Genomic DNA, 21,735 nt, shown 5'->3' on the forward strand with positions numbered 1-21,735 from the left:
ATTGATGCAGACCGTAGAATAGCTGTTTTTATTCCGCTTTTTTGATTTGAACCTTGGAAAACCTGTTTTCAGCTGTTTGATCTTCCGTTTTCTTCATTGCAGCCATTTCTTTTGCACAAATGGTATATGCTACATTGGTCTTGTTCTCCTCATACTGCCGAATCTTTCTATCAAGCCAATGATTGTATACCATTCTGACACAACCGAAAGTCTTAGCAAACAAAATCTTCTGCTCACCATTGGGATATATTCTGAATTTATATGCTCTGTTTGCCACCATGCCACTTCCTTTTCCTCGAAAACCCACCTGCGGTACCTGACCACAAGCACAAGATGATAGTATAGTAAGCATACTAAATATGCGTTGTTATCTAAATTTATTATATTTCAATTTTTTATTATTCAACTGAAGATATTATACTATGATTAGAGTGCTCTATCAAGTAAGTAGCAGACGCAATTCATCTCCCACCTTAGAGGTCGGAGTCTTCTTGCTGTAAGAGGATAAAAAAATAATGCACCCGGTTATTATCTCCCGCGGTGCATTATTTTGTCAATCAGATTTCCGCCTTTTTCCGTACCCACATATACTGTACCAGTTTATCTCCAAGCGTATTTAAAACCATGGTATAAACCGCCCCGAACACATTGGCTCCGATACGGAGCAGCACTGCTGCCGGCATTCCAAACAGTCCTGATGCGATGGACAGCGCTCCAAATGTATTAAATGCTGTCTGCCACGCATAGCCTGCAGAATATCCAACACCAATTCCTCCGATCATTCCGATGTAAGGATACATGGACTTTGGAAGCACCAGATAAAGTACCACAAACAGCAGACATCCCACAATGTTGAACATGCCTCTTTTTCCGGCTCTGCCTTTACAGTCCTCGGTAAACGGCAGGCACACAGACATGCAGGCGATTCCGGCCCACATTGCTCTTGGAAGTCCCAGGAGTGACATGATCAGCATGGCGCTGGAAACGATCAGTGTCAGTCGCAGGTACCATCTGCCTCTTGCAGAATGCAGGTCAAATTCCCGGAACAGATCCAGAAATGTTCTTCGGTATGGACGGTTTTTCTGATTCTTGTAAAAGATCACCATGCAGAGAATCATTCCCACCAGAAGTCCCTCCACGCGGAGCACATACGCCTTTCCAGTTACGTCGTATCCCATCAGAAGCAGATATCCCAGGACAAATGTAGAATGGTTATACATGATCACATTGTGGCATCCCAAAATCATCAGTAAAAGAATGCTTACGGCATTTACAAAAAATGCCGGCACCGGTGAAACCATGTTGGACAGCCTCGGTCCTATAATCAAAATGCTGAAGATCCCGGCAATGGACAGCAGGCCGTGTGTGGTCCGGATCCCGAAATCCGCCTGTCTTAAAACCAGCACGGCCAGAAGTACGGTTACTCCTACAACGCTGTTGTCATTACCGGTTATCTTACTGTACAATGTCACAACTGCCACACAAAATGCCATGACAAGATATACTTTAAAATTATAGATCAGAATATGTCTTCGCTTTTCCTTTTTGTCTGTGGTATTTCGAATCAGCTGTTTTGATCCGGTTGAGCTTAACTGCAGTTCCTGATAAAATGTCATTCTCATCGCTCCTTTTGCAATACGTTTAAAGATACAAACAGCCATTATACTTGGTTTATTCCGGAACGTCAAACACTTTTTTCCAACCTAGCGCAGTTCCGCGATCCTGGTCACTGCTACATAGATTTCCTGGATCTTATACCAGGTCGGATAATCCACCACTCCGGATGTGGGAAGTCCGAATACATTCTGAAATTTTTTTACAGATGCCGCAGTGGCAGGGCCATAAATACCGTCCACTGTTACTGTCGGAATGGCGGGATAGGCCTTTGCTATGGCATTGAGCTGTTCCTGGATCTGCTGCACTTTTTCTCCGGTGACACCGATAGTCAGGTCATATCCCGGCCAGGATGCAGGAATCCCGGAAACCGCTTCCGCCACATTGATATACATATCGTTTCCATAGAAACTCCGCAAAATCTCAATCGCGGAATATCCCTGGTCCCCCAGTGCCTTGCTTCCCCACTGGGTCATCCATCCCCGATCCCTGCATTGCACCTGCCGCCCGTCACAGTACTGGGTCAGGATCGGCTGCCGCACATCCGGTCTGGAAAGATAATTTTCAAAAAGTTCATCTACGATCCGGTCAATGCTCTCAAAAATATTCCGGCCGTTGATCCATTTGTGGTCGTATGCGGTTGAGGAGGTGATAGTGTAATCATAACCTTTGTTCCGGTACCACTCTGTATAAACTCTGTTCAGAGTAAACGACATGATTGCCAGAACATTGGCACGTATCGTGTCCTCCGGCCAAGTTGCGTAGATCTCACTGCTGGCCACGTTTTTGATATAATCCTTATATCTTACATAATAATCCTGTGCAGAGGTATCCCCTATTGGCCCGTCGTGGACTACGATATACTCCGGGATCACCACTTTGTTTAATACGATCTCTCCGGTTTCATTTATCGGCTTGATCTCTGCTTCCGGATTTTTAGGAGGATATTCCCCAAAAAGCGTATGGGGTCCGATGACGATCCGCTGATAGTCCTCTCCACTACCCTGCTGTCTGCTAAGGGATGCTCCCTGCCTGGCAATGGAATGGGGAAGAACTTCTGTCCCGGCAACTTCTTTTGGTGTAAAACCTTCTGCACTGATCCGAACTGTATATTCTGCATAAGGCTGCTGCTCCACCGGTTTCATGCTGTATTCCAGTGGAGGAGCTACCAGCTCCAGCATAGGCGTTTTTCCGGAGGAATCCGTACGGATTTCTTCGATCACATTATCCGGGACTCCTGTGTACGAGATCCGCACTGTAGCATTTTCCACAGGACGGTTACTGGCACTGTCCAGCACCGTCACCTGCAGCTGTCCCTGATCCGGCATATCCTGCTGCATGGAAATATAAGAATGATTTTTCATAAACAGAGGCTCCTTTTTGTGCCTGAAAGCACACTGGTTCTCTGCTAGTATATGTTTGCATAAAAAAAATGTCTCTTACCTGATATACAAATAAGAGACACCTTTTTCAGTTACAGATTATAAATTTTTTCCACCTCTTCAAAGGTCTCTGACTTCTAGCGTTCCCGCAATTTCCAAGAGCTGTTCTTCATTGACAAAATTGCTGATACAGCCCATTCCCTGAACACACGCACTTCCTGTTACATTTCCAAACTTAATGCACTGTTCAATTGGATAATGATGATAAAGTCCATAAATAAAGCCACTCATAAATGCATCTCCTGCTCCTGTTGCATCAATAGCTTTTACATTTTGTACAGAAGATATGATTTTTATTCCATCCTTATTTTTAAGCAGGCACCCTTCCTTGTCCATTTTGATCGTCACGTCAGAAAAAAATTCCGACAGAATGTCAGCAGCCTCTTCCACACTGGACGTTCCTGTAATCTTCATGGCCTCTTTCTGGTTGGGAATATAATAATCTGCAATTTCCAGATAATCCTTGTATTTTTCCAATGTCAGATCATCTTCCCATCCCGTATCAAAAATCTGGATACAACCATCTTTTTTCAGTCTTTTATACACATCTAAAAATCCAACATGCATATCTACCACATATGCACCTTTCAGATTTTCATAAACTTCATCCATAACAGCATCATTAAGATCCATTCCGTCTGTATATGAAATAAAACTTCTGTCACCACAATATAGCAAGGTGGAAGACAGCACCACCGGCATCTTGTTTCCTTTATAAAGATTCACAGTTTTTACCGGATAGCTATTCAGTGTTTTTTTCACAAATTCCGAAAAAAGATCATGCCCTGCAAAAGTAATAATTCTGGACTCAACTCCAAGCCTTGAAAGATTGATCATGGTAGCCGGAATCCCACCACCAAACTGCATGGAAAATCCTCTGGCGAAAATCTCCTCTCCCTTATCAGGCAGTCTATCAAGACCAGAATAGATCAGATCAATATTGGAATAGCCTACGCCACCTACAAAACTCATATCAGTTCCATTCCTCCATATAGTCTTTATTTGTGGCTAAATATGTTTCCACCAGTTTCTTGGCCAGTGAGTAGGAATTGACAAGAGGATGCACCATAAGGCAGTCAATTGCTTTACTAATGCTTCTTGTACGGATTGCTTCAGAAGCCAGCCTTTCGTAAATCTTCACCCTGCGAATAAGTTCCATCTGCAATTCCCCGGGATTTGGGACTTTATGCGGAATCATCTCACCATCTTTAAGATCACATGTAACTTCCACAATGTCTGTATTAAGGAGTCCCGGAATTGCTCCGTTATTCGGTACACAAAGGATCATCTCACTGTCTTTTCCACTTAATTTGGAACGGATATATTTCAGGGCAACACCTGCATAGCCTCCATCATCCTTTGCATAAATATCAAAATGATAGGGTTCTTTTGCTCTGGATACGCCGGTCTCATTTGCCATATAAGCATCTTCACGTTTGCCATACCACTTATCATAAACCTTCAGGCAGTTTTCAAAATCATTTTCGACATCCATGTGTGACAGTTCCTCCGTCATATGGATATTCACATCACGGATCACTTCTCCCCTGGTGATACCCGCATCCAAAATATGCTGAACTGCTTCTTCTCTGTAATAAAAATAATACAAATATTCATTAAGAATACATCCCATATGCTCTACCAGATCTTTTTTAAAGAAACGCATATCTGTATCCGTATACAATCTTTCATCTTTTAAAAGCTCCGGCAAAATCTCTTTTCCATCCAGCTTAATACTGTCAAAAAAAGAAAGATGATTCAATCCATAGCAGTCTCCCGTCACAGAATTTTGCGGAACCTTATACATTTTTGCAAAGGAATGGAGAAGACTACTTGGAGCATCGCAGATACCATAGGTAAAATCATATCCCATATCACGCAGAGTCTGAGATACTACTCCCGCTGGGTTGGTAAAGTTAAAGATCTTTACATCCGGAGAAGCGTATTTTTTTGCAAGCTCACAATATTTTACCAGAGCCGGCACAGAACGCATAGCAAAAGAAAACCCTGCCGCACCGGTAGTTTCCTGCCCCAGAACCCCCAGATTCAGAGCTACTCGTTCATCCTGGATACGCATATCATCCTCTCCAACACGAATCGTTGTTATGATATAATCTGCATCTTTAATGGCTTCTACAGGGTCGCCGGTAAGTTCCAGCTGCAAGTCTGGCTGCAGACGTTTTGCAACCTGCTGTGCCATTTTACCATAGATATTAAGCTTCTTTGGATCATTATCCATAAAAATCACTTGGTTGATCCCCAATTCCAAACTGCTCTGAGCAAGGCTTTTTGCCAAAAACATGGAACGTACTCCACCACCGCCGATTACTGCTATTTTCATCTGTAATTCCTCCTCTTTCTGTCTTTTTAGTAGTCTGCCTCATTCATCTTAAACAACCGATTAATGGCACTTACTACAATTACCCCTGCAATAATAAGAATTACTCCCATCATGTTGGCATAACCATAATTATTATCTGTCATAGATGTTTTGTACAGGTATAGTGGAAGATTCAGTGTTGTATCTCCCGGCCCTCCGTTGGTTGTCAGATAAATGAGTTCAAATTCTCTCAGCATACTGGTTGCCGCCAGAATCTCACAGGTTCCAATAATAGTACGGATCAGTGGGAGACGAATCTTCATATTGATCTGCATGTCTGTAGCACCATCGATCTTGGCCGCTTCCACAACATCCTCGGGAATGGACAGAACACCTGCAAGCACAAGAATGATGATCATTCCTGTATACAGAAGCCAGCTCCATGTAACTGTGATAAAGGCACTGTTCTGATCAAAGAACCAGTTTTTCATAAATGGTTTCCCGGTTACTGTTTTTACAAAAGAATTGATAATACCATACTGCGCATTAAATACATTCAGGAAAATAACAGCCAGTGCCGCTGCAGATACCACATTCGGGATCATATAGATAGTTCTGAGGACTTTCCAACCTTTTTTTCTTTTTGAAAGCATAAACGCGATCACAGTTCCTAGCATCACATGCACAACAGACTGAAGCACAACCCAGATTCCCGTATTCTTCAGTGCTGTAAGCATTCGTGCGTCGTTCCGGAAAGCATTGATATAATTATCCAGTCCAATAAATTTAAATACACCGCCTGCTTTCCATTCAAAAAATGAACTTCCAAACACCATACACATCGGAGCCAGGTAAATCAATGCAAAAAGGAGCAGACACGGCAAAAGAAAGCTTGCCAGTTTCCATTTTTTAACTTTCATTTCTCATCTCTCCTGTTTCAGTCTGTTCTTAGCCTCCGGCGACTTCAGAAGAAGGTATGTCCTGCCGAAGCCGCGGAAATCATATAATTATCAGTTTTTCTGTGCAGCGTCTGTAAGAGCCTGTGCGAACTCTTCCGGAGTAATTTCACCCTGCGCAAGAAGCGGATACTGAATACTGATCTCATCCACTACATTTGCATACCAAAGGCTCTGGAAATCATTAATACTGTGCGCTGCTTTATCGCCGTTTGCGATGACTTCATTTACAAGTGGCTTTACATTATCAGATGTAAGACCCTCCATAGCCGGAATATCGCCTGTAATTTCAAGCATTTTAAGCTGGCTCTCCTCATTTGTGAGGAATTTTACAAATGTAAGAGTTGCATCCAGTGTTTTCTCATCCTTGGAAGCAACATTAAAGCCAATTTTTCCACTGTTATACATAACATCACCAGGATACATTGCAGTACCGACTTTATCTGCAAATCCATCTTCAACCATAGAAGTATCATAGAAATCGCTAATCATCCAAGGACCATTTGCAATGATAGCTGTCTGTCCCATAAAGAAGTTGCTTGCAGCATTCTCATATTTTCCACCAACTGCATCCGGAGTTGTATATTTCTGAAACATGGTCTGAATCCTGGTTGCTGCATCGATAAATTCTTTTGTATTATAATCTGTCGGGAGCATGGTATTCATAAACTGTTCTCCCTCATCGCTCTCACCAATCATAGCACCAAGCATCAGTGAAGTTACCCAACCGGAATCTGCAGTATCCATGGAAAGCGGTGTAATGCCTGCATCCAGAAGCTTGTCACACTGCTCAAAGAACTCGTCCCATGTCTTTGCCGGTTTCTCAATTCCTGCCTGAGCAAAGAGATCTTTGTTGTAGAAGTATCCTATTACCTGTCTGGTATAAGGAATTCCATAAATCTTACCATCGCGGGAGTTTACATCCCAGCATGCATCAGTTGCAAGTTTTTTCCAGTCATCATCTACATAATCAGTAAGGTCGACAAGTTGATCCTTCATTGAATCAATCAGATTATATCCACCTGTACTGAATGTATCCGGAAGAGAATTGGAAGAATACAGAACTTTCAGCTTATCCACATAGTTCTGATCACCTGCGATTTCTTCCACATTGACCTTGATACTGTCACCGTACTCCTCATTAAAAGCTTCCAGACGATCCTGGAACCATTCTGTATTAACACTGACACCAACCCAGGATGTAGGAAATGTGATTTCTGTCACATCATCCGCTTTTACTGTTGTGGCCATGCCTCCTGCCATGGATAATGCTGTCACTGCTGACAATACTGTGGCCATCACCTTTTTTGTTTTCATATTAATTGCCTCCTTTTATATAATTTATAAATTTTCATCTTCAACCTTTGACAGATCCTGCTACCATACTGGTAGTAACCTGTTCCTGCAGCAATACATAGATTACGATACTTGGTAGAATTACCATAGTCAATGCCGCAAACATCGCTGTATAGTTAAACGAAAACTGAGATGTAAAATAATTCAGAGCAAGAGGAAGGGTCCTTACTTCTGTGCTTTTGGTAAGAACGAGTCCGAACATGAACTCATTCCATGACGTCAGGAACTGTAAAATTGCCCCTGTTGCAAGTCCTGATTTAGCCAATGGAAATACAATTACAAAGAATGTCCGATAAAACCCGGCTCCGTCAATATAGGCAGCTTCTTCCAGTTCCTTGGGGATGCCCTGAAAATAGCTTTTGAATACGAAAAGTGAAGTAGGAAGTCCCAGTGCCGCATACACAAGTACAAGCCCTGACCTTGTATCAAACATTCCGATTCCCATCATGATCTTATAGATTGGCATCAGAAGTGCTGAAGTAGGTACAAGAAGAGACGCAGATAAAAGCAATGTGATAAAGGTACTTCCCTTAAACGTATATCTGGCCAACACATAGGCAGCCATGGAAACAATCAGGATATTTAGCAGGGTACTTGTGAAAGAAATCACAACACTGTTTCCATAAAACTTAAAAATTGGAGCCAAATCCAATGCAGCCTTATACCCATTAAAGCTTAATGATGTAGGCAGTGCAAATGCAGATGATAGGATCTCCTTATTGGATTTAAAGGATGACATCACGATCCATACTAATGGTCCTACTGAAATCAGTGCCATAAATCCCAGGAAAACAAATCTAAATATTTTCCAAAGAATATCTTTAAAGCTCTTCCCCCCCATTTTATATTTCCTCCCTTCTGAGTACAGTTCCTCTTTCCAATAATTTATAGGGTAGTGTATACTCTATATTTTCTTCTCTGTTTCTACTTTTGTTACACAAAATCTCAAGAGTCCATTCCACCATCTTATCCAGTGGCTGATAAATCGTAGTAAGTTTAGGAACCACCCGCTCTGATATACTTAATCCATCAAATCCCAAAACGGATACATCTTCCGGAACCTTCAAACCATGTTCATTTAGCGCTGTAATTGCTCCTACCGCAGTCTCATCGGAAAAAGCAAACACTGCAGTGAACTTCTTTTTCTTTCGCAATGCACTGTTCATAGATCGATAGCCTTTTTCGAAGGTAAGCTGACCGTATTCTGCCATGTCATCACTGAACATAAGTCCATATTCCTCCATTGCCTTCTTACAGCCAACTAACCGCTGGAATCCTGAACTGATGCTTGTAGAAAGATCAGTCAGAATCAGTATCTCCCTGTGTCCCATTTCAAGAAGATATTTCATTCCCTCGTAAGCAGCCATCATATCGTTAATGTGTACCATATCGCATCTGCTGTCAAAAGCTGCGCCTCCCAGCATAACCACTTTGATATTCTTTGCCCGGATATATCGTATCACCTCACGGTCAATCTCCTCCTCCAGATAAATAACTCCCATCACATACAATTCCTTCAGGATACTCTTATAACTATCATCTCCCGGAAATGTAGGAAGAAATATCACTCTACATTTGTATTTTGGCATCTGCCGGATAATCTCCTTTATGGATTCACTGAAATATCCAAATTCCAGATTAGGAATCAGAACTACGATCACACCATCTGACTTACGTGTTGGATGATTTGGCACATAACCAACCGTATTAGCTGCCTCCTCAATTCTTCTGGATAATTCATCACTCACTACATTCTGTCCTGAAAAATATCTTGAAACAGTTGCTGGAGACACATGTGCCATTTGTGCAACCTTTCTGATTGTACCTGCCATTGTCTCATCTCCTTATGTGATTTTTTCTTATTATTTGAGATTTATTCCTTATTTCTTTTAGTATTTTGCACGATTTAATATCGCTATCTACATTTTTGATTGTACAAAGTTACAAATAGAATGTCAATCTTGTTTCATGTGTTTCATCTTGGTTTCATATGTTTCATTAAAAAAAGATGGAACAATCCGGACATCTTCCTGACCATTCCATCTTTTATATATCTTTACTTCATAATCCTCATCAGAATATCTTCAGAATATCATTATACATAACCACAACCATCAGCGCCATCAGAAGCATCAGTCCCGCAAAATGGATCATGCCTTCTACCTGACGGTTTACCGGTTTTCTCCGGATCGCTTCTGCCACCAGAAATACCAGCCTTCCTCCATCCAGCGCAGGAAGAGGAAGAAGGTTCATCACTCCCAGGTTTGCAGAAAGAAGAACTGCCATATTCAACAAATTCATCCAGATCATCAGCGTTCCCTCACTCTTGGACTGTTCGTAAGTGTCGCCAATGGCATCCGCAATACCCACAGGACCACTTAAGTCTTTCATTCCAAGGTGACCGGTCACAAGCTCTTTCAGGCTTAAGATCGTAGTACGGATCATGTATTTCACTTCCACAGCACCATATTTCAGAACATTAAAGCCGGAAGTTTTTTCACTGTATGTGTTATATCCGAAACCGGAAACCGGTGTTCTGTATTCCCTTGGTGTTATCTCTGCCTCATATTCCAGTCCGTTACGCTCATAGGTGATCGTCACAGGTTTCTTGGATAACGGATGCTCCTCGATGTATTTTTCATATGCATTTCCATCCGGAACCTCCACACCGTTGATCTTCGTGATCACATCGCCTGCTTCCAGACCTGCCTCTTCCAGTGGCATTCCCTTGATCAGTGATTCCACTGTCATGGAATTTACATCGGAACGGTTAAAGCCAAGAAGATATCGCACATTTACATCTGGTTTATAGGAAATCTCCTGTTCCTTTCCATCACGTTTTATCTTCAGATGAATGGTATCTCCCTCTTTCAGTTCATTGAGATACGAATACACATAGAGATCTTTTCCCAGGTCAATATGATATCCCTGATACTCTGTAATCACATCGCCTTCTCTCAGGCCCGCCTTTTCCGCTGCGGAGCCTTCTGTTACCTGCAATACGGTTGCAGGATCATAGCCAATACAACCCACAATGATCACAGACAGAACAAAGGCCAGTAGAAAATTAAATACCGGGCCAGCGGCAACCACCGCGATCCTGCCCCACACAGGAGCGGAATTAAAGGTTCCCGGACTGTCATCTTCCGCATCTTCTCCCGCCATGGCACAGGAACCGCCAAGAGGAAGCAATTTCACGGAATAGCGTGTGCCACCTTTTACCGTACTTATGATCCTCGGACCCATGCCAAGAGAAAATTCCACCACCTCAATGTGGTTCTTTTTTGCCAGGAGAAAATGTCCCAGTTCATGGATCAGTATCACAACGCTGAAAATAATTACAGCAATCACAAATCTCAATTTACCACCTACTTTCGATCCACTGGTAAGTATCCTGCTCTACAGAAAGGATCTCATCCAGATCCGGATGCGCGATTTTTTTATGTCTTTCCATAGACTGTGCAATAATCTCATAAATATCCAGAAAGCCAATCTTTTCTTCCAGGAATTTCTTTACTGCAAGCTCATTGGCCGCATTAAAGACAGTCGGCATACTTCCCCCTTCCCGGGATGCCTGGATTGCCATAGGAAGTCCGCGGAATGTCTCCATATCCGGAACCTCAAATGTGATCTCACAAAGTTTCGTGAAATCAAGACGGTCTCCATCCAGATAACGTCTGTGTGGATAGTACAGAGCGTACTGGATCGGAAGTCTCATATCCGGAGTTCCAAGCTGTGCCATGATCGCGCCGTCTTTAAATTCCACCATGGAATGAATGATACTTTGTGGCTGTACCACCACCTGAATATGATCCAGGTCCATGTCAAACAGCCACTTGGCCTCCATAACTTCCAGACCTTTGTTTACCAGGGTCGCGGAATCTACAGTGATCTTCCGTCCCATTACCCAGTTTGGATGTTTCAGAGTATCCGCAACCGTAACATTTCGAAGTTCTTCTGTGGTACGTCCGCGGAATGGTCCGCCGGATGCCGTGATCAGAAGTTTATGGATCTCTTCGTTTTCTTCTCCATGGATAGCCTGGAAAATGGCGCTGTGTTCACTGTCAACCGGGAGGATGGATACGCCGTATTCCTTTGCCATTGGCATGATCAGATGACCGGCTGTGACAAGGGTTTCCTTATTCGCCAGGGCGATGTCCTTTCCGGCACGGATTCCCTCCATAGTAGGGCGGATCCCGATCATTCCCACGATCGCAGTGACAAGGATATCGGATTCCGGCATGGACGCAAGTTCCAGAAGTCCTTCCATTCCGCTGACTACCTTTGTGTCCGTATCCGCAATACGTGTTTTCAGGTCCCGGGCTGCCTTTTCATCCCAGACTGCAGCCAGAAGTGGATGAAACTCCCGGATCTGTTCTTCCAGTTTCTCCACACTTTTTCCCGCACTGACCGCAACAACACGAAGATCTTCATTTTTTCTTGCCACATCCAGTGTCTGAGTTCCGATGGAACCGGTAGAACCTAAGATTGCAATATTCTTCATTTCAATATCTCCTAAATTCCAAGAATCGTTTTTGCAAGATAGTAAATAACAGGAGCTGTGATAATCACGCTGTCAAAACGGTCCAGGATTCCTCCGTGGCCCGGGATCAGCTTACCATAGTCCTTAATGTTCTGATTTCTCTTGATCGCAGATGCTGCCAGATCACCTACCATGGAGATCAGGGCTCCAACTGCACAAATCAGGGCATACTCCGCCATTTTTCCCTGTGTGGCCGCTGCATAGATCACTCCAAGAAGTGCCGCTCCCACAACGCCGCCTACAGCTCCCTCGATGGATTTCTTCGGGCTTAAAACCGGCGCCATCTTATGTTTGCCGATGAGCATTCCCACACAGTAAGCGCAGGTATCACAGCCCCAGGAGCATAAGAAGATCAGCCATACCAGGAATTTTCCGTCCGGGAGGCTTCTGGTAAGATAGATAAAGGAAAGCATCACCGCAACATATATCACTCCGAAAAATGCTGCCATCACTTGTTCCGCACGGTATTTCGGATAACCGAATACATAGACAAACAGAATCAGGATCATACTGATGATGATCGCCATTGTTCCATAACTTCCAAAATCAAATTTCATGGCAATATAATAAAGCACTGCTCCAAGATATCCCACAAGTTCCAGCACAGTAATGTGCTCATCACTTACCTTCATTACCTTGTAAAGCTCTCTCATTCCGATCAGTGAAACAACCAGAAGTGTAAAAAACAGGATCCAGCTGCCGGAAATAATGGTTGCCAGGGCAATGATGACAAGGATGATACCACTTATCAGTCTTGTCTTAAACATGATCTACTCCTCCTTGACGCCACCGTAACGTCTGTCTCTCTGATTATATTTCTCGATGGCTTTGATCAGCTCTTCTTTATTGAAATCCGGCCACGCAACCGGGGTAAAATAAAATTCGGAATAAGCCAGCTGCCAGAGCAGGAAATTGGAAAGGCGCTGTTCTCCGCTTGTGCGGATCATCAGATCCGGATCCGGTACACCGGCAGTGTCCAGATAGCTCTCAATGGTATCCTCTGTAATGTTGTCCGGCTCAACTTTTCCGTCTTTTACATCCTGTGCCATCTTCTGCATTCCACGGCGGATCTCATCACGGCTTCCGTAATTTAATGCCAGCTGAAAATAAATACCGTCAAAATCTTTGGAATATTCCTCCAGTTCCCGGACACTCTTCTGAATATCCGGTGCAAAAGCAGTAATATCCCCGATGACTTTCATCCGCATATTATTTTTCTTGGAAATTTTAATACATTTCTTAAGATAACTGCGGAACAGTTTCATCAGTGCTTCCACTTCTTCTCTGGAGCGTTTCCAGTTTTCTGTGGAAAAAGCGTAAACCGTAAGATATTTCACCCCAAGGTCTTTGATATCATAACAAATGTTTTCAAGATTGGCGCATCCCTTTACATGTCCGTAGGTTCTCGGCATTCCTCGTTCCTTTGCCCACCTTCCGTTTCCATCCAGAATGATCGCTATATGATTTGGTACGTTCATAAATCTCCTCCATACAGAAAGAGAGCTTCTTCAAAGAAGCCCTCTTTATCCTCGTATCTCTTACAATTATACAGTCAGAATCTCTTTAGACTTGTTCTCGATCGCCTTGTCAACTTCCTTGATGTACTTATCTGTAAGTTTCTGGATCTGATCCTCAAGCTCTTTGATCTCATCCTCAGAAACATCCTGTTTTGCAAGTTTCTTAAATGCATCGTTGGCATCACGACGGATATTTCTTACTGCAACCTTGGCACCTTCGCCTTTTTTCTTAACGTCTTTTACCAGCTCTTTACGACGTTCCTCGGTAAGCTCCGGGAAAACAAGACGGATCATTTTTCCATCGTTGCTCGGGTTTAAACCAAGATCAGAGCAGAGAATTGCTTTCTCGATAGCTTTGATCATGCTGGACTCCCATGGCTGGATCTGAATCATACGTGCCTCCGGAACAGAAATGTTTGCCACCTGCTGAATCGGAGTTGGTGCTCCATAATAATCTACGGTAAGTTTGTCAAGAATATGCGGGTTTGCACGGCCGGCTCTGATTGTTGTCAGCTCACTCTCCAAAGCATTCAGTGTTTTTCCCATTTTTGTTTCGTATACCTGAATTCTCTCATCCATTTCACATATCTCCCTGTATGGTTATTTTTTTATTATTCCCTTCTGATTACACAGTTACCTTTGTTCCGGAGAACTTACCGTGTACCGTGTTGACGATGCTGTCTTTTTCATCAAGACCGAATACCAGCATCGGCATCTTCTGCTCCATGCACATGATGGAAGCGGTGAGGTCCATAGCTGCCAGTTTCTTGGCAACCACTTCATCAATGGAAATCTCATCATACTTCTTGGCATCCGGATTTACCTTCGGATCGCTGTCATAGATTCCGTCAACAGCTTTGGCAAGAAGAATGGCATCTGCGCCAATCTCAACAGCACGAAGTACTGTAGCTGTATCTGTGGAAAAATATGGATGACCGGTACCACCTGCAAAGAATACAACTTTTCCTTCTGCGAAGCTCTCTTCTACAGCATCTTTAGAATAAAGAGTAGTAAATGCGCCACATACAAACGGGGTAAACACCTCTGTCTTAAGTCCCACATATCTGCAGATGTCAGATACATAGATACAGTTCATGATTGTAGCAAGCATACCGATCTGGTCAGCCTTACTTCTGTCCATTGCCCCGCTGGTACGTCCTCTCCAGAAGTTTCCTCCTCCGATTACGATACCAACCTGAAGTCCCTCATCCACGATAGTCTTGATCTGTTTGGCAACTTCTGTAACGGTTGCTTCGTCAAAACCTCTCTTCTGCTCTCCTGCAAGAGCCTCTCCGCTTAATTTCAGTAACACTCTTTTCATATGTTTATTCTCCTTTACCATACGCCGGACACAACTTCATTGCCATCATCGTCAAAAGTTGTGGAAACCGTAAACGTATCATAATAATAATAACCTGTCTTACCGGACTCCGGTTCGTCCTCATAGTCACTGCCATTCGGACTGCCGCATGCATTTACAAGATCTGTCATGGACTGGCCAATATATCCTGTTGCCACAGATGCCGGATCTTCGTCACTGGATGGTGCTTCTGTAGGATCCGGATCATCCGAAGAATCTGAAGACGGAGCAGATGGTGAATCCGTGCTGCTGGAATCACTGCTGTCAGTATTATCCCTGCTGCTATCTGCTGAAGAAGATGTGGAATCTGTACTGCTGGAATCTGTACCGTCTGTGGAATCTGTACTACTGTCACTGGAGTCGCTCTCTTCACTGTCATCTTCAATGCCAAGTCTCGCCTTCACATCCTTCAGTGTGGAAACTTCCTTGGTGCTTCCACTTGCCAGATATGTAGCATATGGGATTCCATCTTCGCCTTCGCCATCCATGCAGAAGCTTAGCTGAGAAATTGTCAGAAGCGGCAGTTTACGGAAAAAGCATTCATTCTGCTCCTCGTCAGAAAACGTAATTCTCACATCAAAACTTGTTACTGCGTTACCGTCATCATCTTTCTGGCTCTTTTCCATATAATAAACAGCTTTATCCTTGTCGGCCAGTGTAAACTTACCGTTTACAAGATCACTGCCCCATGTCTCATCGCTGTCATCTCCGTCATCTCTGGTAGGACGGACATAAATCGCGGAAATTGCAGAGCCCATTTTATTTGTAAACACAATACTTGTGGTTGTCTCACTCTTGGTTCCCATCACATTCTTGATGTTTGCTGTATCATCTGTAGATGTCTGCATTTCTACCACATCTGTCTTCGCTGCTTCTGTCACAGTCGGTGTCACAGTTGCTTCCACTTTCTGTTCAGGTGCCACGGAATTCTTCTTCCCACATCCGGCAGCAAGCATACTTGCCGCAAGAATTCCTGCAAGAATCAAATAACGTTTTTTCATTATATCTCCTCCATATAAAATGGTTCAATTTGCTGTCAGCTTACCTCTTTCTATTATTACAGAGTATCACTTTCTTGTCAACCTGACCGGTTTGAATTTCACAGAATCTTTAGATTTTTCAGACTATGTCAAAAATTAAAACATCTGAGGTCAAAAGCCGTTTTCTCTTCTTTTTTTCCGCATGTCACGGCGCATTTTCGCCGCTTCATTCCGGGCTTTTTCTGCTTCTGTGGTAATGATCAGTTCCGGTACCTGGATCGGTTTCTGGTCTTTATCTACGGCCACCATCACAAAGAACGCCCGATTTACAGTCCGGCGTATACCATCCGGCTGTTCCACATACGTATCAATCTCAACTTCCATGGAAGTTCTTCCCACATAAGTTACATATCCTTTAAGTACTACGATCTCTCCCTCATAAATCGCATGTTTGAACTGGAGGTTGTCCACTGCCGCAGTTACCACACGATAGGTTTCCGCATGGCGCATGGCCACCACACCGGCAACCTCATCCAGCCACTGCATCAGCGCTCCGCCAAAAAGCCTTCCGCCCCCGTTCAGATGCTGCTGCATGATCAGATGAACCTGTTCTGTCATGGACGCTTCCACCGTTTTTTTACGTCTTTCCTGTACCTCTGCCATTTTTCATTCCCCGCTTTTTATCATATTTTTTTCAGCAGAAACCGGCTGATTAATAAAGATTTTTTACCTTGAAGTCTCTCTCTGCTTCTCTTCTCTGATCCTTCTTGGCAATATCCTGACGCTTGTCGTAAAGCTTCTTACCTCGTGCCATGCCGATCTCTATTTTTACCAGGCTGTCCTTGAAATAAACCTTCAGAGGTACCAGGGTCAGTCCTTTTTCCTTTAATTTGGCTTCGATCTTGTTGATCTCGTAACGGTGCAGAAGCAGCTTCCGCACACGAAGAGGATCTTTGTTAAAAATATTTCCTTTTTCATAAGGAGTGATATGCATTCCATATACATAAACCTCCCCGTTTTCCACCCGGACAAAGGCCTCCTTGATGCTGCATTTGCCGGAACGTAAGGATTTTACCTCGGTTCCTGCCAGTGCAATGCCGGCCTCATAAGTGTCCTCGATAAAATAGTCATGAAAAGCTTTTTTATTATTTGCGATCAGTTTCATTCCTGTTTTTTTTGCCATTTCGCGCTCCCTCAGTCTTCTTCATCCAGAACAAAATCCACGGTTTTCAGCATTTTATCCGCATCTGCCACACGGACACGGACTTTCTGCCCAAGACGGAAGATCCTTCCTGTCATGTCTCCCCGCAGTTCATATGCATCCTGGTCAAATACATAATAGTCGTCTCGTAATGTATTGATATGGATCAGTCCTTCCACAGTATTTGGAAGTTCCACATAAAGTCCCCAGCCTGTAACGCCGGATATGATCCCCTCATACTCCTCGCCCAGATGATAGGACATATACTCTGCTTTCTTCAGCTTGTCAGATTCTCTTTCCGCCTCATCTGCACGCCGTTCGCACACACTGGACTGGCGTGCCACTTCATCCAGGATCTCCTTATAATGCTCCGTACGTCCTTCTCTTACCAGTCTGCCTCTCAGACGGTCATGGATGATCCTGTGGATCTGAAGATCCGGATATCTCCGGATCGGAGAAGTAAAGTGACAGTAATACTTCGCCGCAAGACCGAAATGTCCGCTGCATTCGGTGGTATATTTTGCCTGTTTCATGGTACGCAATGTCAGGCGGCTGATCTGCGCCTCATTTGGCATTCCCTCAATGCTTTCCAGAATCTCCTGGATCTCACCTGGTGTGATCTCCTGCCCGGATTTCCGGATGTTAACGCCCTCATTATGAAGGAGCATCAGAAGACTTTCGATCTTTTCCGGATCCGGATTCTCATGGGTTCTGTATACAAACGGATAATCTCCGGTACAGTATTCCTGTGCCACGGTTTCATTGGCAAGAAGCATAAAATCCTCAATGATCCTGGTTGCCACATTGGCCTCGTAAGGCTGTACGTCAATAGCTTTTCCTGCTGCGTTGAGTATGATCTTGCTTTCCGGAAAATCAAAATCAATGGAACCTCTTGTATGGCGGCGGCTGCGTAAGATCCCGGAAAGTTCTTTCATCAGGAAAAACATGGGAATCAGGGATTCATAACGTTTCTTTGCCGCATCATCGGTATCTTCCAGAATATTTTTTACATCGGTGTAGCACATACGCTCATCTACGCGGATCACTGTTTCCGCGATCTTATGGGAAATTACCTTACCTTTTTCATTGACATCCATCAGGCAACTTAAAGTAAGACGATCCTGTCCCTGGTTCAGAGAACAGATCCCATTGGAAAGCCGTTCCGGAAGCATGGGGATCACGCGGTCCGCAAGATAAACCGAGGTTCCTCTCTTCAGTGCTTCCCTGTCAAGGGCACTGCCACCCTGGACATAATTGCTGACGTCTGCAATGTGTACCCCAAGATGATAGATCCTGTCTTCTTTTGTAAGTGAAATGGCATCATCCAGATCCTTTGCATCCTCGCCGTCAATGGTAACTGTGACAAGATCCCGAAGATCCAGTCTTCCGTCCATATCTGCTTCCTGCACATGATCCGGCACACGGTCTGCCTGACGGAGTACCTTATCTGGAAATACACTCGGAATGTTAAAACTCTTCACAATGGCAAGGATATCTGTTCCTGGTGAACGTAAATTTCCCAACACTTCTGTGATCTTTCCTTCCGGCTTCCGGTTTCTGGAACCATAGTCCACAATTTCCGCAACTACCTTATCTCCATCTTTGGCTCCCATGGAATTTTTCCTGGAAATAAAGATATCTTTGGAAAATTTGGGGTTATCGCTGATCACAAAACCGTAATCCCGGCTGCTCTGGTAGGTTCCCACGATGGAAGGCATTCCTCTCTCCAGAACCTTCAGGACAACACCCTCCGGGCGCTTGCCCTCTTTATGTCCGTTTCGTACAAGAATCTGTACTTTATCCTGATGCATGGCACTTCCCGTGTCACTTTCCGGAATAAAAATATCCTGTTCCTGGTCTTCCACTTCCACAAAGCCAAAGCCCTTGTAATGGCCAATGAACGTTCCTTCCATAATAGTTCCGTCCTTCTCGGAAAAATGGCGTTCCTCATGCTCGTGTTCCTTATGTTCTCTTCCCTTACGGCCACGCTCCTGCTTTTCTGCCTTCAGAGCATCTTTTTTCTTCCGTCTGTCTCTGCGCTTGCCGGAAACCTTGCTGTATCTTCCTTTATTATCCACTTCCGCCTTTCCCTGGGCACAAAGCTCGTCCAGCACATCAAAAAGCTCTTTTTTCTCACTCTTATCCAGCTGGAGGAGAGATGCCATCTCCCGCAGTCGCATAGGTTTATACAGCGGATCTCCCAGAAGCTCCATTATAAACTTTTTTCTTTTTTCAAAATTTTTCGATCTTTTCACAATTTCTCCTGTTTCTATTTCATTTTTACCCTGTTATCATTCCAGAGGAAGTCTCACCCGTGACCCTGTATCAACGCAAAAACACTCCTGCTGATTAACAAAAGAAGTCTCCATCCGAGGTTCTTCTGCATGCTAACGCAGCAAGAGTGTTCCCAACTTCTGTTCTGCTCCCGGCAGATCAGATAATGTTCAGTACGATTGACAGTACAAAGAAAATAACTCCCATGATAATGGTACCTCTTACGAGACCACCTTCCATGGAACGGCCCTTATTCTTACCCCAGTAAGTATCAGCTACTCCGGCGATAGAGCCAAGACCCTGCTGCTTGCCCTCCTGCATCAGTACGACAACAGTCAGAGCGATACAATCTATTGCATAAATTACAGTCAGAATAATCTTCAAAATGTTCACGCGGTTACACCTCCTAATCAACTAGAGGTTATTTTACCATAGCTAAACCGGGATTTCAACCATTTTCCGTTTATTTTATGCAGGGCTTTTTCTGAGATTTTTTTGCAAAAGGATCGTTATATCTTCCAAGGGTTCCAAGCTGTTCATGGATTCGCAGAAGCTGATTATATTTGGCATTCCGGTCCGAACGGCAGGGTGCACCTGTTTTGATCTGTCCGGAACCACAGGCTACCGCCAGATCTGCGATAAAGGAATCCTCGGTCTCGCCGGACCTGTGAGAAATTACCGCACGGTATCCCGCATGCTGGGCCATCTCCACTGCATCCAGAGTTTCCGTAAGGGTTCCGATCTGGTTTACCTTGATAAGAATGGCATTGGCGACTTCAAGTTGGATACCGCAGCGCAGACGTTTGATATTGGTAACAAACAGATCGTCTCCCACAAGCTGAACCTTTTTTCCCAGATGTTCCGTCAGATATTTCCAGCCTTCCCAGTCATCCTCCCAGAGACCATCTTCAATGGAAACAATAGGAAATTTTTCCACCAGTTTCTCGTAGTACTCTGTCATCTCCCTGGCATCCCGGTAGATCTTTTCCCCTTTCATGCGGCTTTCCCCTGGGAAAAAGTATACGCCTTTTTCCTCATCATAAAGTTCGCTGGAAGCTGCATCAATGGCAATGGAAATCTCCTCGCCAGGTTTGTATCCTGCTTTTTCTACTGCATGGACGATCAGCGTAAGCACTTCCTCTGAATCCGGAAGATCCGGGGCAAAGCCTCCTTCATCACCAACTGCTGTGGAAAGTCCTTTTTCCCGGAGAAGGAGCTTTAAGTGCTGGTAAACTTCCGCACACATACGGATACCTTTTTCCAGACACCCTGCCCCGGTTGGCATGATCATAAATTCCTGAAGATCTACGGTGTTGTCCGCATGCTTTCCCCCATTTAAAATATTCATCATCGGCACCGGAAGCTGCATGGTATGACAACCTCCAAGGTACTGATAAAGAGGAAGCCGGAGTGCACCGGCTGCAGCACGGGCCGTTGCCAGGGATACTGCCAGTGTGGCATTGGCTCCTGCACTGCTTTTGTTTTCCGTTCCGTCCGTTTCGATCAGAAGATGATCGATCCATGCCTGGTTCAGGGCATTTTCTCCGATGATGGCATCCGCCAGACGGGTATTGATGTTCTCCACCGCTTTTTTCACACTCTGGCCCAGATATTCCTCCCGGTTCCCGTCCCGCAGCTCCACTGCCTCAAATTTCCCTGTGGACGCTCCGGACGGCACCATGGCTCTTCCCGTATATCCGTTGATCCCTACAATTCCCTCTCCTACCGTCACTTCCGCTTCCACTGTAGGATTCCCCCTAGAATCAAGGACCTGTCTTGCATGAACTTTTCGAACAGGCAGATAACGTAGCATAAGTTTTTCCCTCCTTGAAAATAATAATACTGTTTATGATCTCCTGCACTTTCTGATTTTCTTCTTATGTTCATGAGAGTAGCTTGTCCGAAAAGGTTTGGGTCTATACGTGTTCTGTTGTACACGGTAAATAGCTAGTACGTAAGCGCAAAACTACCTGTTTTGAGTTAGAATAGATTATGTTATTAATTTTCATCACAAGTTAATTATAACAGAAAGAAGGACCTTAGGGTTTATAATAAACCCTTGGTCCTTCTTTCTGTTCGGGACTATTCTTTTGAGAGTATGAAACTTTTTCTGTAAAATAATGTTTAGAAGGTTCTTCTATGATAAAATAAATATCATTAGGAGGGCCTTTT

Annotated in this window: 21 protein-coding genes and 1 pseudogene; all 22 read right to left on the bottom strand. The window is 44.0% G+C overall.

The window, feature by feature from the left end:
* Positions 1-28: 28 nt before the first annotated feature.
* The 22 genes and pseudogenes from GPK88_RS01300 to eno all read right to left on the bottom strand — a co-directional run bounded on the left by GPK88_RS01300 (position 29) and on the right by eno (position 21,376).
* On the bottom strand, positions 29-280 hold the full coding sequence (locus GPK88_RS01300) for a helix-turn-helix domain-containing protein (RefSeq protein WP_173763038.1): 252 nt from the start codon (positions 278-280) through the stop codon (positions 29-31).
* A gap of 11 nt (positions 281-291) precedes the next feature.
* A pseudogene (locus GPK88_RS19270) lies at positions 292-381 on the bottom strand (IS200/IS605 family transposase); the annotation flags it as partial.
* A gap of 176 nt (positions 382-557) precedes the next feature.
* Positions 558-1,616, bottom strand: a complete 1,059-nt coding sequence (locus tag GPK88_RS01305) for an FUSC family protein (protein ID WP_173763039.1) — start codon at positions 1,614-1,616, stop codon at positions 558-560.
* Between the two features lie 87 nt (positions 1,617-1,703).
* Entirely contained in the window at positions 1,704-2,978 is a 1,275-nt protein-coding gene (locus GPK88_RS01310) for a peptidoglycan-binding protein (protein ID WP_274602770.1), read from the bottom strand.
* A gap of 138 nt (positions 2,979-3,116) precedes the next feature.
* A complete protein-coding gene (locus tag GPK88_RS01315; protein ID WP_173763040.1) occupies positions 3,117-4,028 on the bottom strand; it encodes a carbohydrate kinase family protein in 912 nt (303 codons plus the stop codon).
* Position 4,029: 1 nt separating this feature from the next.
* On the bottom strand, positions 4,030-5,397 hold the full coding sequence (locus tag GPK88_RS01320; protein ID WP_173733692.1) for a family 4 glycosyl hydrolase: 1,368 nt from the start codon (positions 5,395-5,397) through the stop codon (positions 4,030-4,032).
* 26 nt (positions 5,398-5,423) lie between these two features.
* Positions 5,424-6,296: a carbohydrate ABC transporter permease gene (locus GPK88_RS01325; RefSeq protein ID WP_110103627.1), complete on the bottom strand. Its 873-nt coding sequence runs from the start codon at positions 6,294-6,296 to the stop codon at positions 5,424-5,426.
* Between the two features lie 90 nt (positions 6,297-6,386).
* Entirely contained in the window at positions 6,387-7,649 is a 1,263-nt protein-coding gene (locus GPK88_RS01330; protein ID WP_021652944.1) for an ABC transporter substrate-binding protein, read from the bottom strand.
* A gap of 40 nt (positions 7,650-7,689) precedes the next feature.
* Positions 7,690-8,466: a carbohydrate ABC transporter permease gene (locus GPK88_RS01335; RefSeq protein WP_195567526.1), complete on the bottom strand. Its 777-nt coding sequence runs from the start codon at positions 8,464-8,466 to the stop codon at positions 7,690-7,692.
* A gap of 64 nt (positions 8,467-8,530) precedes the next feature.
* Complete coding sequence (locus GPK88_RS01340) at positions 8,531-9,520, bottom strand: LacI family DNA-binding transcriptional regulator (RefSeq protein WP_021652946.1); 990 nt, start codon at positions 9,518-9,520, stop codon at positions 8,531-8,533.
* Positions 9,521-9,761: 241 nt separating this feature from the next.
* On the bottom strand, positions 9,762-11,039 hold the full coding sequence (rseP, locus tag GPK88_RS01345; RefSeq protein ID WP_330426549.1) for an RIP metalloprotease RseP: 1,278 nt from the start codon (positions 11,037-11,039) through the stop codon (positions 9,762-9,764).
* 10 nt (positions 11,040-11,049) lie between these two features.
* Positions 11,050-12,192, bottom strand: a complete 1,143-nt coding sequence (gene dxr / locus GPK88_RS01350; protein ID WP_173763043.1) for a 1-deoxy-D-xylulose-5-phosphate reductoisomerase — start codon at positions 12,190-12,192, stop codon at positions 11,050-11,052.
* Between the two features lie 11 nt (positions 12,193-12,203).
* Positions 12,204-12,998, bottom strand: a complete 795-nt coding sequence (locus tag GPK88_RS01355; RefSeq protein ID WP_148448899.1) for a phosphatidate cytidylyltransferase — start codon at positions 12,996-12,998, stop codon at positions 12,204-12,206.
* A 3-nt stretch (positions 12,999-13,001) separates the two neighbouring features.
* Positions 13,002-13,709, bottom strand: a complete 708-nt coding sequence (gene uppS / locus GPK88_RS01360) for an undecaprenyl pyrophosphate synthase (RefSeq protein ID WP_173763044.1) — start codon at positions 13,707-13,709, stop codon at positions 13,002-13,004.
* Between the two features lie 66 nt (positions 13,710-13,775).
* Positions 13,776-14,327, bottom strand: a complete 552-nt coding sequence (gene frr / locus GPK88_RS01365) for a ribosome recycling factor (RefSeq protein ID WP_148448895.1) — start codon at positions 14,325-14,327, stop codon at positions 13,776-13,778.
* 46 nt (positions 14,328-14,373) lie between these two features.
* On the bottom strand, positions 14,374-15,069 hold the full coding sequence (gene pyrH, locus GPK88_RS01370) for a UMP kinase (protein ID WP_021976283.1): 696 nt from the start codon (positions 15,067-15,069) through the stop codon (positions 14,374-14,376).
* Positions 15,070-15,083: 14 nt separating this feature from the next.
* Complete coding sequence (locus GPK88_RS01375; protein WP_180215161.1) at positions 15,084-16,109, bottom strand: hypothetical protein; 1,026 nt, start codon at positions 16,107-16,109, stop codon at positions 15,084-15,086.
* 150 nt (positions 16,110-16,259) lie between these two features.
* Entirely contained in the window at positions 16,260-16,751 is a 492-nt protein-coding gene (locus GPK88_RS01380; RefSeq protein WP_244092712.1) for an acyl-CoA thioesterase, read from the bottom strand.
* 49 nt (positions 16,752-16,800) lie between these two features.
* A complete protein-coding gene (smpB, locus tag GPK88_RS01385) occupies positions 16,801-17,271 on the bottom strand; it encodes an SsrA-binding protein SmpB (protein WP_021652954.1) in 471 nt (156 codons plus the stop codon).
* 11 nt (positions 17,272-17,282) lie between these two features.
* On the bottom strand, positions 17,283-19,544 hold the full coding sequence (rnr, locus tag GPK88_RS01390; protein WP_148448891.1) for a ribonuclease R: 2,262 nt from the start codon (positions 19,542-19,544) through the stop codon (positions 17,283-17,285).
* A 178-nt stretch (positions 19,545-19,722) separates the two neighbouring features.
* A complete protein-coding gene (gene secG / locus GPK88_RS01395; protein WP_021652956.1) occupies positions 19,723-19,956 on the bottom strand; it encodes a preprotein translocase subunit SecG in 234 nt (77 codons plus the stop codon).
* A gap of 70 nt (positions 19,957-20,026) precedes the next feature.
* Entirely contained in the window at positions 20,027-21,376 is a 1,350-nt protein-coding gene (eno, locus tag GPK88_RS01400) for a phosphopyruvate hydratase (protein WP_174096191.1), read from the bottom strand.
* Positions 21,377-21,735: the final 359 nt, after the last annotated feature.

The sequence above is a fragment of the Blautia sp. MCC269 genome (genome assembly GCF_018785655.1).
In the GTDB taxonomy this organism is placed as follows: Bacteria; Bacillota; Clostridia; order Lachnospirales; family Lachnospiraceae; genus Blautia_A.